The organism is Auraticoccus monumenti (assembly GCF_900101785.1).
Lineage (GTDB): Bacteria > Actinomycetota > Actinomycetes > Propionibacteriales > Propionibacteriaceae > Auraticoccus > Auraticoccus monumenti.
In genome coordinates, this window is record NZ_LT629688.1 from 3,864,423 (window position 1) to 3,880,251 (window position 15,829).

10 protein-coding genes are annotated in these 15,829 nt (G+C 75.1%); 7 read left to right on the top strand and 3 right to left on the bottom strand.

The window, feature by feature from the left end; all coding sequences use genetic code 11:
- Positions 1 to 11: 11 nt before the first annotated feature.
- Complete coding sequence (gene rapZ, locus BLT52_RS17915; protein ID WP_269457570.1) at positions 12 to 899, bottom strand: RNase adapter RapZ; 888 nt, start codon at positions 897 to 899, stop codon at positions 12 to 14.
- A 167-nt stretch (positions 900 to 1,066) separates the two neighbouring features.
- On the opposite strand from rapZ, the gene BLT52_RS17920 reads away from it, so the two are divergent.
- Genes BLT52_RS17920 through BLT52_RS17950 form a run of 7 tightly spaced genes read left to right on the top strand, consistent with a single transcriptional unit; the run spans position 1,067 to position 11,306 of the window.
- Complete coding sequence (locus tag BLT52_RS17920; protein WP_090595431.1) at positions 1,067 to 2,422, top strand: MFS transporter; 1,356 nt, start codon at positions 1,067 to 1,069, stop codon at positions 2,420 to 2,422.
- 5 nt (positions 2,423 to 2,427) lie between these two features.
- On the top strand, positions 2,428 to 4,602 hold the full coding sequence (locus tag BLT52_RS17925) for a molybdopterin oxidoreductase family protein (protein ID WP_090595433.1): 2,175 nt from the start codon (positions 2,428 to 2,430) through the stop codon (positions 4,600 to 4,602).
- Complete coding sequence (locus BLT52_RS17930) at positions 4,599 to 6,116, top strand: FAD-dependent oxidoreductase (RefSeq protein WP_197679097.1); 1,518 nt, start codon at positions 4,599 to 4,601, stop codon at positions 6,114 to 6,116. Before BLT52_RS17925 ends, BLT52_RS17930 begins: the two co-directional genes overlap by 4 nt.
- Before the next feature lie 10 nt (positions 6,117 to 6,126).
- Positions 6,127 to 8,730 carry a nitrite reductase large subunit NirB gene (nirB, locus tag BLT52_RS17935; RefSeq protein WP_090597047.1) on the top strand — a complete coding sequence of 868 codons (2,604 nt, stop codon included), beginning with the start codon at positions 6,127 to 6,129 and terminating at the stop codon, positions 8,728 to 8,730.
- The gene (gene nirD, locus BLT52_RS17940) at positions 8,727 to 9,113 is read left to right on the top strand and encodes a nitrite reductase small subunit NirD (protein WP_090595434.1); all 387 of its coding nucleotides are present in this window, start codon (positions 8,727 to 8,729) and stop codon (positions 9,111 to 9,113) included. Before nirB ends, nirD begins: the two co-directional genes overlap by 4 nt.
- A gap of 1 nt (position 9,114) precedes the next feature.
- A complete protein-coding gene (gene cobA / locus BLT52_RS17945; protein ID WP_090595436.1) occupies positions 9,115 to 10,182 on the top strand; it encodes a uroporphyrinogen-III C-methyltransferase in 1,068 nt (355 codons plus the stop codon).
- The gene (locus tag BLT52_RS17950) at positions 10,179 to 11,306 is read left to right on the top strand and encodes a uroporphyrinogen-III synthase (RefSeq protein ID WP_231946379.1); all 1,128 of its coding nucleotides are present in this window, start codon (positions 10,179 to 10,181) and stop codon (positions 11,304 to 11,306) included. Before cobA ends, BLT52_RS17950 begins: the two co-directional genes overlap by 4 nt.
- On the opposite strand, the gene uvrC is transcribed toward BLT52_RS17950, so the two are convergent.
- Together uvrC and BLT52_RS21105 are read right to left on the bottom strand one after the other, a co-directional pair.
- Positions 11,303 to 13,276 (bottom strand): excinuclease ABC subunit UvrC, encoded by a 1,974-nt coding sequence (uvrC, locus tag BLT52_RS17955; protein ID WP_090595439.1) that lies wholly within the window; start codon positions 13,274 to 13,276, stop codon positions 11,303 to 11,305. The genes BLT52_RS17950 and uvrC overlap by 4 nt on opposite strands.
- 9 nt (positions 13,277 to 13,285) lie before the next feature.
- Positions 13,286 to 15,751, bottom strand: a complete 2,466-nt coding sequence (locus BLT52_RS21105) for a glycosyl hydrolase family 95 catalytic domain-containing protein (RefSeq protein ID WP_090595441.1) — start codon at positions 15,749 to 15,751, stop codon at positions 13,286 to 13,288.
- Positions 15,752 to 15,829 lie beyond the last annotated feature (78 nt).

The window sequence follows — 15,829 nt, forward strand, 5'->3', positions numbered from 1 at the left end:
GGAGGACCGGCTCACTCCAGCCCCAGGTCCCGGTGCATGACCTCCACCCGCATCCCCGAGGCCGACAGGCGGCGTCCCAGCTCGGTGGCCAGGGCGGTGCTGCGGTGCTTGCCCCCGGTGCACCCGACGCCGACCGTCAGGTGGTGCTTGCCCTCGCGCAGGTAGCCCGGCGACACCAGTCGCACCAGCCCCTCCACCTGCTGCAGGAAGGGCTCGGCGTCGGACTGGTCGAGCACGTAGTCGCGCACCGCGGGCTGCAGCCCCGTCTGCGAGCGCAGCTCGGGCACCCAGTGCGGGTTGGGCAGGAAGCGGGCGTCCACCACGAGGTCGGCGTCCACCGGGACCCCGTTCTTGAACCCGAAGGAGAGCAGCAGCACCCGCAGCTCACCGGCCCGCTCGGAGGCGAAGAAGTGCGCGACCCTGGACGCCGTCTGGTGCGGGTTGAGCCGGGTGGTGTCGATCACCACGTCGGCCACCGAGCGCAGGTCGGCCAGCAGCGAGCGCTCGACCTGGACACCGTCGGCCAGCCGCCCGTCGCCCTGCAGCGGGTGCGGGCGCCGGGCCGAGGACTGGCGGCGCACGATGGCCTCGTCCGAGGCGTCCAGGAACAGCACCTCGGGGCTGATCCCGCGCCGGGCCAGGTCCTCGTACATGGTGGGCAGCTGCTCGAACAGCGACCAGGAGCGGACGTCGAGCACCACCGCGAGCTGCTCGACCCCGGCCGCCTCCATCTGGGAGCACAGGTCGTCCAGCATCGCTGGGGGCAGGTTGTCGACGACGTACCAGCCGAGGTCCTCCAGGGCGTGGGCCGCGGTGCTGCGGCCGGCGCCGCTCATGCCGGTCACCACCAGCACCCGCAGCGTGGCGTCGTCGGTCCCGGCCTCGGCTGCGCTGGTCACGCGCACAGTCTGCCACCGGGACGCCCTCCCGGGTTCTCACAGGCCCTCCGGCGGGGTGTGCGGTGAGCGTCACCGGAGTTTCACGTGCGCCGTCACGCCGCGAAACACGCGCTCGGGAGGCTCGGGGACGTCTCGTCACCCGTGACGACCCGACCTGGAGGAGCACCATGAGCGCACCCACCCGTGAACCCCGCACCGGGGACGGTCCCGCCGCCACCCCGGTACGGCGCGGTCGCTGGCTGTCGGACTGGGACCCCGAGGACCACGTCTCCTGGGAGGGCGGAGGCCGCCGCGTGGCCCGCCGCAACCTGGTGGCCTCGATCAGCTGCGAGTTCCTCGGCTTCTGCGTCTGGGCGCTGTGGAGCGTGGTGGTCCCCCAGCTGCCGGCCGCCGGCTTCTCCCTCACCGTGGACCAGCAGTTCTGGCTGATCGCGCTGCCGGCCCTGGTGGGTGCGGCGCTGCGGATCCCCTACACCTTCGCCGTGCCGCTGTTCGGCGGGCGCACCTGGACCGTCATCTCCGCCCTGCTGCTGCTGCTCCCGGTGGCCGCCCTCACCTGGGTGGTCGGACGTCCCGAGACCTCCTTCGGCGTGCTGCTGGCGGTGGCCGCGCTGGCCGGTCTGGGCGGTGGCAACTTCGCCTCCTCGATGACCAACATCACCTTCTTCTTCCCCGAGCGGGAGAAGGGTCGGGCGCTGGGCATCAACGCCGCCGGCGGCAACCTGGGCACCGGCATCGTCCAGCTGGCGGTGCCGGCCATCATCACCATCGGCGCCGGCGTGCAGCTGCAGCGGATCGGCCTGGTGCTGGTACCGCTGATCCTGGTGGCCGCCGTGCTGGCCTGGCGGCTGATGGACAACCTGGCCTCGGTGCGGGCGGACTACCGCTCCTTCGCCCTGGCCGCGGCCCACCGCCACACCTGGATCATCTCCTTCCTCTACGTCGGGACCTTCGGCTCCTTCATCGGCTACTCCGGCGCGTTCCCGACGCTGCTGAAGACCCAGTTCGCCGGGGCCAACCCCGCGCTGGCCTTCCTCGGTGCCCTGATCGGCGCGCTCAGCCGGCCCCTCGGCGGGATGCTGGCCGACCGGCTCGGCGGCGCGCGCGTCACGATCGCCTCCTTCGGGCTGCTGACGCTGGGCGCGGTCGGTGCCCTGGTGGCCCTGGACCAGCAGAGCTTCGTGCTCTTCTTCACCTCCTTCATGGTGCTCTTCCTCGGCACCGGGCTCGGCAACGGCGCCACCTACCGGATGATCCCGGCGGTCTTCCGCGCCACCGCGCTGTCCCGCGGCGCCGACGTGGTCGCGGCCCGCAAGGCGGCGGCCGGGTGCCTGGGCATCGCCGGTGCGGTGGGGGCCTTCGGCGGGTTCCTGATCCCCCGCGGCTTCGCGATGTCGACCACGGCCACCGGCTCGATCGCCACCGCCATCGTCTGCTTCCTGGTCGCCTACCTGGTGATGGCCGCGCTGACCTGGGCGGTCTACCGCCGCCCGGGCTCGGCGCTGGCCGGGGAGTCGATCTGAGCGCGATGGACGTCACCGAGGCCGTCCCCACCGCCACCCACTGCCCCTACTGCGCGCTGCAGTGCGCCCAGACGCTGACCCGCACCCCCACCGGGGTGGAGGTGTCGGCCCGGGACTTCCCCACCAACCGCGGCGGGATGTGCCAGAAGGGCTGGACCTCGGCCCGGCTGCTGGACGTCCCCGACCGGCTCACCACCCCGCTGCTGCGGGTGGGCGGGGAGCTGGTGGAGGTGGACTGGGACACCGCCCTGGACCACCTGGCCGGACGGCTGGCCGCCATCCGGGCCGAGTCCGGTCCGGACGCGGTGGCCGTCTTCGGCGGCGGCGGGCTGACCAACGAGAAGGCCTACCAGCTGGGCAAGTTCGCCCGGGTCGCGCTGGGCACGGCCAACATCGACTACAACGGCCGGTTCTGCATGTCGAGCGCGGCGGCGGCGGCCAACCGCTCCCTCGGGCTGGACCGCGGGCTGCCCTTCCCGCTGGAGGACCTCCGGGGGGCCCAGGCCGTGCTGCTGCTGGGCAGCAACCTGGCCGAGACGATGCCACCCGGTCTCAACCACCTCGCCGACGTCCGCGCCGGCGGCGGGCTGCTGGTGGTGGACCCGCGTCGCAGCGCGACCGCCGCGCTGGCCGCCGACGGCGGCGGTCTGCACCTCCAGCCCGTGCCCGGGACGGACCTGCCGGTGCTGCTGGGCCTGACCCACGTGGTGCTCCGCGACGGCCTGGCCGACGAGCAGTACCTGGCGACCCGCACCAGCGGGGCCGAGGACGTCCGCGCCTCGGTCTCGGCCTGGTGGCCCGAGCGCGTCGAGCAGGTCACCGGCGTCCCGGTGGCCTCGCTGGTCCGCGCCGCCCGCCGGCTGGCCGCGGCGTCCCCGGTGCACGGCGGAACCGGGGGCTACGTGCTGACCGGCCGCGGGGTCGAGCAGTCCAGCCAGGGCACCGACACCGTCACCGCCGCCATCAACCTGGCCCTGGTGCTCGGGCTGTGCGGGCGGCAGGGCAGCGGCTACGGTGCGATCACCGGGCAGGGCAACGGCCAGGGCGGCCGCGAGCACGGGCAGAAGGCCGACCAGCTCCCCGGCTACCGGATGATCGACGACCCCGCCGCCCGCGCCCACGTGGCCGGGGTGTGGGGCGTGCACCCGGACTCGCTGCCGGGCAGGGGCCTGCCGGCGGTCGCGCTGCTGGCCTCGCTGGGGACCCCCGGCGGCCCGCGGGCGCTGATGGTGCACGGCGCGAACGTGCGGGTCAGCGCGCCCAACGCCGGCGACGTCGCCGAGCGGCTGGCCGCGCTGGACCTGCTGGTGGTCTGCGACATCGTCCCGTCCGAGACCGCGCGGCTGGCCGACGTGGTGCTGCCGGTGACCCAGTGGGCCGAGGAGGAGGGCACCATGACCTCCCTGGAGGGGCGGGTGATCCGGCGCCGCCGGGCGGTCCCGGCCCCGGACGGGGTGCGCAGCGAGCTGTGGATCCTCTCCGAGCTGGCCCGCCGGCTCGGGGCGCCGAGCCGCTGGCCCACCGCCCCGGCCGAGGTCTTCGACGAGCTGGCCCGGGCGAGCGCGGGTGGGCGGGCGGACTACTCCGGGCTGAGCCATGCGCGGCTCGACGGCGGGGAGGCGCTGTTCTGGCCCTGCCCCGCGGTGCCGGCCGGGAGCCCGGCCCACCCCGGGACGCCGAGACCCTTCCTGGACCGCTTCCCCACCCCCGACGGCCGGGCCCGGATGGTCCCGGTGGAGCACCGGGGCCCGCAGGAGCGCCCCGACGCCGGCCGGCCGCTGCACCTGGTCACCGGCCGGGTGCTGCAGCACTACCAGTCCGGGGCCCAGACCCGGCGGGTGCCGGAGCTGCTGGCCGCCTCCCCCGAGGCGTTCGCCGAGCTGCACCCGCTGACCGCCGAGCGGCTCGGGGTGGCCGACGGCGTCTGGGTCCGGCTCTCCAACCGGCGCGGGGAGGTGCGGGTGCGGGCCCGGCTCAGCGCCGACGTCCGCACCGACACCGTGTTCGTCCCCTTCCACTTCCCCGGGGCCGGCAGCGTCAACGAGATCACCAACGACGCCGTCGACCCGGTCTCGCAGATGCCCGAGTTCAAGGTGTGCGCGGTGGACCTCCGCCCGGAGGTGCCGGCCGGTGCGGCCCCGGCCCCGGCGGTCCCGACGAGGAGAGGAGGCGGCCGGTGAGCCGCGTCGTGGTGGTGGGCAACGGGATGGTGGGGTCGCGGTTCGCCGCGGACCTCGTCGAGGGCGACGGTGGGCGCTTCCGCGTCACCGTGCTGGGCGCGGAGGGGCCGACCCCGTACAACCGGGTGCTGCTCAGCCAGGTGGTGGCCGGCCGCTACGACCCGGACGCCATCGGGCTGCCCTCCCCCGACCCCGAGCGGGTCAGCGTCCGGGCCGGGACGGTCGCGGTGGCCGTCGACCGGGAGGACCGCTCGGTGCTGGCCTCGGACGGCTCACGGCACCGCTACGACTTCCTGGTGCTGGCCACCGGGGCCGCCGCCCGCGTGCCGGACCTGGCGGGGGCGGACCCGGCGCCGGAGGGCCTGCACACCCTGCGCACCCTCGAGGACGCCCGCGCCGTCGTCGCGGCCACCCGCGAGGCCCGCCGGGCCGTGGTCCTCGGAGCCGGCGTGCTCGGGGTGGAGACGGCCGTCGCGCTGTCCCGCCGTGGGCTGGCCGTCACCGTGGTCCACCCGTCCTCGCTGATGGACCGCCAGCTGGACCGCTCCGCCGCCGAGGTGCTGGCCGCCGGCATGGACCGGCTGGGCATCGCCCACCGCTCCGGCGTCCGGGCCAGCCGGGTGCTCAGCCGCCAGAGGCGGGTCAGCGGGTTGGCCCTGGCCGACGGCAGCACCCTGGAGGCGGAGCTGCTGGTGCTCTGCGTGGGCACCGTGCCCGAGACCGACCTGGCCCGCGCCGCCGGGCTGCCGGTCCGGCGGGGCGTGGTGGTGGACGAGCACCTGGCCAGCCCGGCGGACCGCCGGGTCTTCGCCGTCGGCGACTGCGCCGAGCCGCCGGAGGGGGCGAGCGGGCTGATCGCCCAGGGCTGGGAGCAGGCCGCGCGCCTGGTCGCCCGGCTGCGGGCCACCGGCACCGGGACGGGCGCCCTGCCCCCTCGTCGGGACCGGGTGGCCGACGACGTGGTGACGCTCAAGGCCGAGGGGCTCGACGTCGTCACCATGGGGGTGACCGGGGACCGCACCCGCGACCCCTCGCTGCGCACCCTGCAGCTCAGCGACCCCGGCGCGGGCCGACACGTCCAGGTGGTGGTCTCCGGGGAGCGGCTGGTCGGGGCCACCTGCCTGGGCGACCCCGAGGTCGCGGCGGAGCTGCTGACCACCTACACCCGGGGGGCGCCCGTGCCCAGCGACCCGGCCCGGCTGCTGCTCACCGCCCTCGCCTCCACCGCCGGGCCCGCGGCGGCGGTCACCGACCTGCCCGAGGAGGCGGTGGTCTGCCGCTGCAACGGCGTCACCCGCGGGGCGATCGAGCACGCCTGCCGGCAGGGCGCGCGGACCCTGGAGCAGGTGGCCGCGCGGACCCGGGCCAGCACCGGCTGCGGCGGCTGCCGGGCCGACGTGTGCGCCCTGCTGGCCGCCCGCCCGGCGCCCTCACCGACCCCCCTCGACGACTGTGAGGACAGCGTTACCACGGTGTCATCGCTGGCGTCGTCCGCTGTGACCTCGGCTTCGTAGCGTGACCGTCATGGCCGACACCACCGCCCCCGAGCCCGTTCCCACCCCGACCCGCGTGGTCGTGGTCGGCGCCGGCATGGTCGCCCAGCGCTTCGTCGAGGCGCTGGTGCAGCGCGACACCGCCGGCGCCTTCACCGTCACCGTGCTCGGTGAGGAGGCGCACCCGCCCTACGACCGGGTCGCCCTCACCTCCTTCTTCGGCGGCGCCGGCCCGGCCGAGCTGGCCCTCGGCGACCCGACCCTCTGGGAGCACCCGCGGGTCCGGCTGGAGCTCGGCGCGGCGGTGACGACCCTGGACCGCGACGCCCGCACGGTCACCACCGCCGACGGCACCGTGCACCGCTACGACGAGCTGGTGCTGGCCACCGGCTCCAGCGCCTTCGTCCCCCCGATCCCCGGCGCGGACCTGCCGGGGGTCTTCGTCTACCGCACCCTCGACGACGTCGCCGCCCTGCAGGCCTGGGTCGGCGAGCGGGCCGCGGCCACCGGACGGCCGGTCCGCGGCGCGGTGATCGGCGGCGGCCTGCTCGGGCTCGAGGCGGCCGGCGCACTGCAGTCCATGGGCGCCCGCAGCACGGTGATCGAGTTCGCGCCGCGGATGATGGCCGTCCAGGTCGACGAGGGAGCCGGCCAGGCGCTGGAGCGCATCATCTCCCGGCTCGGCATCGATGTCCGCACCAGCACCGGCACCACTTCGATGACCGCCGGCCCGGACGGCGCGGTGGCCACCATGACGTTCACCGACGAGTCCAGCATCGACGTCGACGTGGTGGTGGTCGCCGCCGGCATCCGTCCCCGCGACGAGCTGGCCCGCACGGCCGGCCTGCCGGTCGGCCCGCGGGGTGGGCTGGTGGTCGACGACCGCTGCCTCAGCGAGGACGAGCACGTCTCGGCCGTCGGCGAGGTGGCCTGCATCCAGGGCAGCACGCTGGGCCTGGTCGCCCCCGGCTACACCATGGCCGAGATCACCGCGGACCGGCTGCTGGGCGGTGAGGGCACCTTCCCCGGCGCCGACATGTCCACCAAGCTCAAGCTGCTCGGCGTCGACGTGGCCTCCTTCGGCGACGCCTTCGCCACCACGCCCGGCGCGCTGGAGGTGGTCTACGCCGACCCCGGCGCCGGGGTCTACAAGAAGCTCGTGGTCTCCGACGACGCCGAGGTGCTGCTCGGCGGCATCCTGGTCGGCGACGCCAGCGCCTACGCCTCGCTGCGACCGATGGTGGGGCGCCGGCTGGGGGTCGACCCGGCCGCGTTCCTGCTGCCCGAGGGCACCGCCGGGGGGACGGCCGGGCTGGAGCTCCCCGACGAGGCCGTGGTCTGCTCCTGCAACAACGTCACCGCGGGGCAGATCCGGTGCGCGGTCTCCGAGCAGGGCGCCTGCGACCTGGCCGCGGTCAAGGGCTGCACCCGGGCCGGCACCAGCTGCGGGTCCTGCCTGCCGCTGACCAAGAAGCTGATGACCACCGAGATGGAGAAGTCCGGGCTGACGGTCAGCCGGGCCCTCTGCGAGCACTTCGAGCAGACCCGTGCAGAGCTGTACGAGATCGTCCGGGTCACCCGGCTCACCACGTTCAGCGAGATCATCAGCCGGCACGGCCGCGGTCGCGGCTGCGACATCTGCAAGCCGGTGGTCGCCTCGATCCTGGCCTCCCAGGGCAACGGCCACATCCTGTCCGGTGAGCAGTCGGCACTGCAGGACACCAACGACCACGTGCTGGCCAACCTGCAGAAGGACGGCTCCTACTCGGTGGTGCCCCGCATCGCCGGCGGCGAGGTCACCCCCGAGGGCCTGATCGCCATCGGGGAGGTGGCCCGCGACTTCGGTCTCTACACCAAGATCACCGGCGGGCAGCGGATCGACCTCTTCGGCGTCCGGCTGGAGCAGCTGCCGTCGGTCTGGAAGCGCCTGATCGACGCCGGGTTCGAGTCCGGGCACGCCTACGGCAAGTCGCTGCGCACGGTGAAGTCCTGCGTCGGGTCGACCTGGTGCCGCTACGGCGTCCAGGACTCCGTCGGTCTGGCGGTGGCGCTGGAGCTGCGCTACCGGGGGCTGCGCTCCCCGCACAAGATCAAGCTCGGCGTCTCCGGCTGCGCCCGCGAGTGCGCCGAGGCCCGCGGCAAGGACGTCGGGGTGATCGCCACCGACCAGGGCTGGAACCTCTACGTCGGCGGCAACGGCGGGGCCACCCCGCGCCACGCCCAGCTGCTGGCCGGGGACCTGGACACCGACACGCTGGTCCGGACCATCGACCGCTTCCTGATGTACTACGTCCGCTCCGCCGACCGGCTGCAGCGCACCGCCGTCTGGATGCAGGAGGTGGAGGGCGGGCTGGACCACGTCCGCGACGTGGTGCTCGGGGACTCCCTGGGCATCGGCGCTGACCTGGACGAGGCCATGGCGCACCACGTCGAGGCCTACGGCGACGAGTGGGCCGCCGTGCTGGCCGACCCCGAGCAGCTGCGGAAGTTCAGCGCCTTCGTGAACGCCCCCGACCACGTCGACGAGGCCCTGCAGTACGTCCCCGAGCGCGGCCAGATCCGCCCCGCCACCGACACCGACCGCTCCTCCGGCGCCGTCCTGATCGCCGGAGCTGACCTGGAGGTACGACGATGAGCCTGGACACCGCACCCCTCACCACCCCGGGCACCACCGGGGAGACCGTCGTGGTCTGCTCCCTGGCCGAGCTCGTCCCCGAGCGCGGGGTGGCCGCGCTGGTCGACGGCCGGCAGGTCGCGCTGTTCCGGATGGTCGACGACACCGTCCTCGCCGTCCAGCAGCACGACCCCTACTCCGGGGCGAACGTGATGTCCCGTGGTCTGGTGGGCACCCGGGGTGACCGCTGGACCGTGGCCTCCCCGATGTACAAGCAGGTCTTCGACCTGGCCACCGGGGAGTGCCTGGAGACCCAGGGGAAGACGCCCACCCGGCTGCTGACCTGGTCGGTGGTCTGCGAGGACGGTCTGGTGCGCGTCGGCCTGCAGCCCCGGGGTCGGTGACGTGGTGCTGTCGGTCGAGCTGACCGGTCGCGACGTGCTGGTGGCCGGCGGCGGCCCCGCCGCCGCCGGGCTCGCCGGTGAGCTGCTCGAGCAGGGCGCGGTGGTCACGGTGGCTGCCGCCGAGCTGTGCGAGGACCTGCGGGACCTGCTGGCGGCCGGCCGGGTGCGCTGGCACGCCGCCGACGCCACGCCCACCGACCTGGCCGGACGGTGGCTGGTGGCCCTGGCCACCGGCGGCGGCCTGTCCGACGCCCGGCTGGCCGCGGCCGCCGAGGAGCGGCGGGTCCTCACCGTGCGGGCCCCCTCCGCCGCACCCCTCCCGCCGGCGAGGACCGGGCCGGGACGGGTGGTGCTGGTCGGGGGCGGCCCGGGGGCGGAGGACCTGATCACCGTCCGCGGGCTCCGCTGGCTGGAGCGCGCCGACGTGGTGGTGACCGACCGGCTGGGGCCGAGCACGCTGCTGCGCCGGCTGCCGGCCGGCGTCGAGGTGGTGGACGTGGGCAAGACCCCGGGCGCGCACAAGGTGTCCCAGACCGAGATCAACCAGGTGCTGGTGGACCAGGCCCGGCTGGGCCGCACGGTGGTCCGGCTCAAGGGGGGCGACCCGTTCCTGTTCGGCCGCGGCGGTGAGGAGTGGCTGGCCTGCCGGGAGGCCGGTGTCGAGGTCGAGGTGGTGCCCGGAGTGAGCAGCGCCCTCTCCGTGCCGGCCCTGGCCGGGGTGCCGGTGACCCACCGCGGGCTGGCCACCGGCGTCCTGGTCGAGCACGGCCACGGCGAGCTGAGCGGTGCCGCGGTGCGCGCGGTGGTCACCGGCGAGGCCACCCTGGTGGTGCTGATGGGGATGGCGCTGCTGGGTCGCCACGTGCAGCGGCTGCTGGACGCAGGGGCCGACCCGGACACGCCGGCCGCAGTGGTCGAGCGCGGCAGCACGCCGGAGGAGCGCTCGGTGCGCGCTCCCCTGGCCGGGCTGGTCGAGGCCGTCGCGGCCGGTGGTCTGGCGGCCCCCGCGGTGGTCGTGGTCGGCGCCGTGGTGCGGGCGCTGTCCCCGGGCGAAGAGAATGGGGCATGACCTCAGCACTGGATCCGGTGATGGCGGGCTGCGTCGTGCTGGTGACCGCCGACCGCCGCTCCGGTGAGCTGGCCTCGGCCCTGACCCGGCGCGGGGCCACCGTCCGGCACGCCCCCGCCCTCAGCATCGTCCCCCACCAGGAGGACGAGCAGCTGGTCGCCGACACCCGCGCGCTGCTCGCCGACCCGCCCGACGTGCTGGTGGTGACCACCGGCATCGGGCTGCGGGGCTGGATCGAGGCCGCCGACGTGGCCGGGCTGGCCGACGAGCTGGTCAGCACCCTGGCCGGGGCCCGGATCATCGCCCGCGGTCCCAAGGCCCGCGGCGCGATCCAGGCCGCCGGGCTGCAGGCGGACTGGGTGGCGGAGTCGGAGACGTCGGCGGAGATCCTCGAGCTGCTGCTGGACGAGGGCGTCACCGGGACCTCGATCGCGGTGCAGCACCACGGTGCCGGGGCCGACGGCCTGGACACCGAGCTGGCGGCGGCCGGGGCGAGCGTGCGGAGCCTGGTGGTCTACCGCTGGGGTCCTCCGCCGGACCCGGTGGCGGTGCGCGAGTCGGTGCTGGCCGCCGCCCGTGGCGAGCTGGACGCCGTCGTCTTCACCTCCGCCCCGGGCGCGGCGGCCTGGCTGGCGGCCGTCGTCGAGCAGGGCGTGCTGGAGGCGGTGGTGGAGCGGACCCGCGCCGGCTGCCTGGTGGCGGCGGCCGTCGGCCCGGTCACCGCGCGGCCGCTGCAGGAGCACGGGATCGAGCCGCTGGTGCCGGAGCGGGGGCGGCTGGGGGCGCTGGTCCGCACCCTGATCCACCACTTCGAGCAGGCGGCCACCACCGCGGTGGGGACCCGGCAGGGACCGTTGCAGGTGCGTCGGACGGTGGCGCTGCTGGACGGCCACGTGCTGCCGGTCTCGCCCAGCGGCCTGGAGGTGCTCCGCGCCCTGGCCGACGCGCGCGGCGGGGTGGTGTCGCGGGAGGAGCTGCTGCGGGTGCTCCCCGGGGACTCCTCGGACCCGCACACCGCCGAGGTCGCGGTGGCCCGGCTGCGCGAGGCGGTCGGGCGCGACCTGGTCCAGACGGTGGTCCGCCGCGGCTACCGGCTCGCCGTCGGGGAGACGGTGGGCGGCTAACCCTCCAGCACCTCACCGGTGGCGGTGTTGACCGCCTCCCCGCGTGGCTCCTCGACCAGCGCGGTGGCGATGGTGGTCGCCAGCCGGGGTCCGATGCCGGGCACCTGGGCGATCTCCTCCGGCGTGGCGGCACGCATCTTCCGCATCGAGCCGAAGTGGTTGACCAGCGCCTTGCGGCGGATCTCGCCCAGCCCCGCCACCTGGTCCAGCGCGGACTCCACCATGGTCTTGCTGCGCCGGCCCCGGTGGTGGGTGATGGCGAAGCGGTGGGCCTCGTCACGGATGCGCTGCAGCAGGTAGAGCCCCTCGCTGGTGCGGGGCAGGATCACCGGGTACTCCTCCCCCGGCACCCACACCTCCTCCAGCCGCTTGGCCAACCCGCAGAGGGCCACGTCGGTGATCCCCAGCTCGGCCAGCGCCTGCTCCGCGGCCGCCACCTGCGGCGGTCCGCCGTCGACCACCACCAGCGACGGGGTGTAGGCGAACTTCCGCGGCGCCCCGGTGGTGGGGTCGATCAGCAGCGGGCCGTCGGGGTCATCGGGGTCGGTGAGCTCGCGCCGCTCCTCCAGCAGCCGGCGGAAGCGGCGGGTGATCACCTCGTGCATCGAGGCGACGTCGTTCTGCCCGTCGACGCCGCGGATCACGAAGCGCCGGTACTCCCCCTTGCGGGCCAGACCGTCCTCGAAGACGACCATCGAGGCGACCACCTCGGTGCCCTGCAGGTTCGAGACGTCGTAGCACTCGATCCGCAGCGGCACCTCGGGCAGGTCGAGGGCCTGCTGGATCTCCTCCAGCGCCCGGTTCCGGGTGGAGAGGTCGCTGGCCCGCTTGGTCTTGTGCCGCACCAGGGCCTCCGCGGCGTTCTGACCCACCGTCTCCATCAGGGTGCGCTTGTCACCGCGCTGAGGCACCCGCAGCGAGACCGCCGAGCCGCGCAGCCCGCTGAGCCACTCGTGCAGGGTGGGGTCCGTCGGCAGCACCGGGACCAGGATCTCCTTGGGCACGGGGCTGCCGGTGTCGGCGGTGCGGGCCTCGTCGTCGGCGTAGAGCTGGACCAGGAAGGCCTGGATCAGCTCCGGGGTGGTGCTGTCGTCCATCCGGTCCGCCACCCAGCCGCGCTCGCCCCGGATGCGTCCGCCGCGGACGTGGAAGACCTGGACCGCGACCTCGAGCGGGTCCTCGGCCAGGGCGATCACGTCGGCGTCGGTGCCGTCGGCGAAGACGACCGCGTTCTTCTCCATCGCCCGGCGCAGCGCCCCGATGTCGTCGCGCAGCCGGGCCGCCCGCTCGTACTCCATGGTCTGGGAGGCCTGCTTCATCTCCCGCTCCAGACGGCGGATCAGCGGGCCGGACTGGCCGCCGACGAAGCTGCAGAAGTCGTCCACGATGGCGCGGTGCTGCTCGGCGTCCACCCGGTTCACGCAGGGGGCGGCGCACTTGTCGATGTAGCCGAGCAGGCAGGGCCGGCCGGTCTGGGCGGCGTTGCGGAAGACGCCCTTGGTGCAGGAGCGCATCGGGAAGACGCGCAGCAGCAGGTCCATCGTCTCCCGGATGGCCCAGGCGTGGCTGTAGGGGCCGTAGTAGCGGGTGCCCTTGCGCTTGGGTCCGCGGCCGACGAAGACCCGGGGGAACTCCTCGGACCAGGTGACGGCCAGCCAGGGGTAGGACTTGTCGTCGCGGTACTTGACGTTGAAGCGGGGGTCGAACTCCTTGATCCAGGCGAACTCCAGCTGCAGCGCCTCGACCTCGGTCTGCACCACCGTCCAGTCGACCCGGGCGGCGGTCATCACCATGGTCTGGGTGCGGTGGTGCAGGGAGGCCGGGTCGGCGAAGTAGGAGTTCAGCCGCTGGCGCAGGCTCTTGGCCTTGCCCACGTAGATGACCCGGCCGTGGGCGTCGCTGAACCGGTAGACCCCGGGGTTGGTGGGGATGGAGCCGGGGGCGGGCCGGTAGGTGGAGGGATCGGGCACCCGCCCACCTTAGGACGCGGCTCCGACAGTCTCCTCCTCCGCGGCCGGGGGCCACCAGGTGGGCCCGTCGGCGCTCAGGTCGAGGACCAGGGGCCCCGTGCCGGGAGCGTGCAGCACCACCTGCTGGTCGGTCGGGGAGGTGACGCCCAGCCGCTGCACCGCCCCGTCGCGCCAGGTCAGGTCGAGCACCAGCCCGCCCCGGGCGCGCACCCCGCGCAGCGACCCCGAGGACCACTCCGCCGGGAGGCAGGGCAGCAGGTCCAGCACCGGACGTCCGCGGTCGAGCTCGGAGGACTGCACCAGCATCTCCAGCACCCCGGCGGCGACGCCGAAGTTGCCGTCGATCTGGAACGGCGGGTGGGCGCAGAGCAGGTTGCGGTAGACCCCGCCGGCCACCGCGGTCTGGCCGTGGCGGTCGTCGGTGCCGTCGTCGACCTGGGTGAGGTAGTGGCCCAGGCTGGCCACCGCAGCGGGGACGTCGGCCAGCCGCGCGTGCAGCGCCACCCGCCAGGCGATGGACCAGCCGGTGGAGTGGCTGCCCCGCAGCCGCAGCGTCTCGGCCACCGCCTCCAGCCGGGCCCGGTGGTCGGGGTCGTGTCGGTGCAGGGCGTCTCCGGGGTGCACGTCGTAGAGGTGGGACTGGTGGCGATGGGCGGGCTCGGCCTCGGGCAGGTCGGAGTGCCACTCCGGGTAGGTCCCGCGGGCGGTGGGCTCGGGCAGCGGCAGCCGGGCCAGGGCGTCCGCCACCTGGCGACGTCGGTCGGGGTCGACCGGCGGGTCGGCCGGGACGTCGTCGCCCCGGCCGAGCAGCTCCGCGCAGGTGGTCCAGGTCCGCAGCAGGTCCCGGGCCAGGGCCAGGTCCATGGTGGAGGAGACGGTCACCGCGGCGGAGCCGGAGGTGGTCAGGAAGCGGTTCTCCGGGGAGGTGGAGGGCGCCGTGCCCAGCGTGCCGTCGGGGAGCACCACCAGCCAGGAGAGGACGAACTCCACCGCCCCGTCGACCAGCGGCCAGCCGCGCGAGAGCAGCAGCCCCGGATCACCGGTGTAGCGGTGGTGCTCGGCCAGCTGGCGCAGCAGCCACGGTCCGGCCATCGGCCAGGCCGCCCAGCAGGGATCGGAGTCGCCCTGGCCGACCGGCATCGAGTACCCCCAGACGTCGGAGTTGTGGTGCGCGGCCCAGCCGGGACGGCCGTAGACGCGGCGGGCGGTCTCCCGGCCCGTGCGGGCGATGTCCTCGACCAGCCCGTGCAGCGGCTCGGCGCACTCGAGCAGGTTGCCCGGGGCGGCCAGCCAGTAGTTCATCTCGGTGTTGATGTTGACCGTGTAGTTGCTGCTCCACGGCGGCTGCAGCAGCCGGTTCCAGATCCCCTGCAGGTTGCTGGCCCGTGACCCGGGCCGGGAGGAGGCGATCATCAGGTACCGGCCGAGCTGGACGGCGAGGGTCACCAGCGCGGGGCTGACGTCACCGCCCCGAGCCCGGGCCAGCAGCGCGTCGGTGTCGTCGTCGGGCTGGTCGGTGCCGTCGCCGAGGACCAGCTCCAGACGGTCGAAGAGGGCGCGGTGGTCGGCCTCGTGCTCGGCCCTGAGGCCGGCCACGTCGCGCCCCGCCACCGCGTCGGCCCGGTCGCGGACGTCGGCGAGCACCTCGTCCACGCGTCCGTGCGGCGGGGTGGCGGCGTCCACGAAGTCCGAGCCGGTGGTCACCACCAGGGTGAGCCGGGTGGAGGCGGTCACCTGCAGCCGCCCCGGACCGGCGGGGTCGTCGGGGCCGGTGACGGTGAGCGCGCCGTCGGTGCGGACCCGGACGGCCAGCGCCGCGGTGACGGCCCGACCGGGAGCGGGGTCGAACCGGATCGGGTCGTCGGTGCGCTCGTGGCTGGGCCAGACGTCGCTGGGCATCCGGCTGACCAGGGTGAGCCCGTCCTCGTCGGTCTCCACCCGGCAGAAGCCGAGGCCGGCGTGCGCGGCGGTGAGCAGCACCCGGACGTCGGTGGGCCGCTCCCAGCGGTGCTCGGCGACCACCGCCCCGGCCGGGGCGCTGACGAACGCCTCCACCTCCCCCGTGCCGGTGGGACCGTCGGTCTGCCACCGGGCCACCCCGGTGGACAGGTCCAGCCGGCGGTGCAGCAGCCGGGTGGTCGGGTCGGTGACCACGGTGAGGGCGGCCAACGGCTGGTAGGACTGGCTGTGGCCGTGCTGGACCTTGCGGATCTCGCGCTCGGCGGTCTCCACGTCGCCGTCGAGCAGCGCCTGCCGGACCCGCTCCACCACCTCCGGGGACGGCTCGTCGGAGGCGGGACGCCCGGCGGTGGTGGCGGGTGAGCCGGACCAGCAGGTGTCGTCGTTGAGGTCCCAGCGCACCTCCCCGGCCTCGCCGTGGACCATCACCCCGGTCCGGCCGTTGCCGAGCGGGAAGCCGTCGTTCCAGCTGAGGGCCGGGGTGGTGGAGGACAGGGCGGGCGTGGCGGTGGGCACGGGTGCTCTCCTGGTGGCGTCGATCGAGCGTGTCGGGGGCGGCTCGGCGGTCGGTGGGGCGGGTCGGCGGGTCTGGGC

Coding starts and splice junctions, on each gene's coding strand:
- BLT52_RS17920 (WP_090595431.1), top strand. CDS start 1,067: ATGAGCGCACCCACCCGTGAACCCCGCACCGGGGACGGTCCCGCCGCC.
- BLT52_RS17925 (WP_090595433.1), top strand. CDS start 2,428: ATGGACGTCACCGAGGCCGTCCCCACCGCCACCCACTGCCCCTACTGC.
- nirB (WP_090597047.1), top strand. CDS start 6,127: ATGGCCGACACCACCGCCCCCGAGCCCGTTCCCACCCCGACCCGCGTG.
- nirD (WP_090595434.1), top strand. CDS start 8,727: ATGAGCCTGGACACCGCACCCCTCACCACCCCGGGCACCACCGGGGAG.
- BLT52_RS17950 (WP_231946379.1), top strand. CDS start 10,179: ATGACCTCAGCACTGGATCCGGTGATGGCGGGCTGCGTCGTGCTGGTG.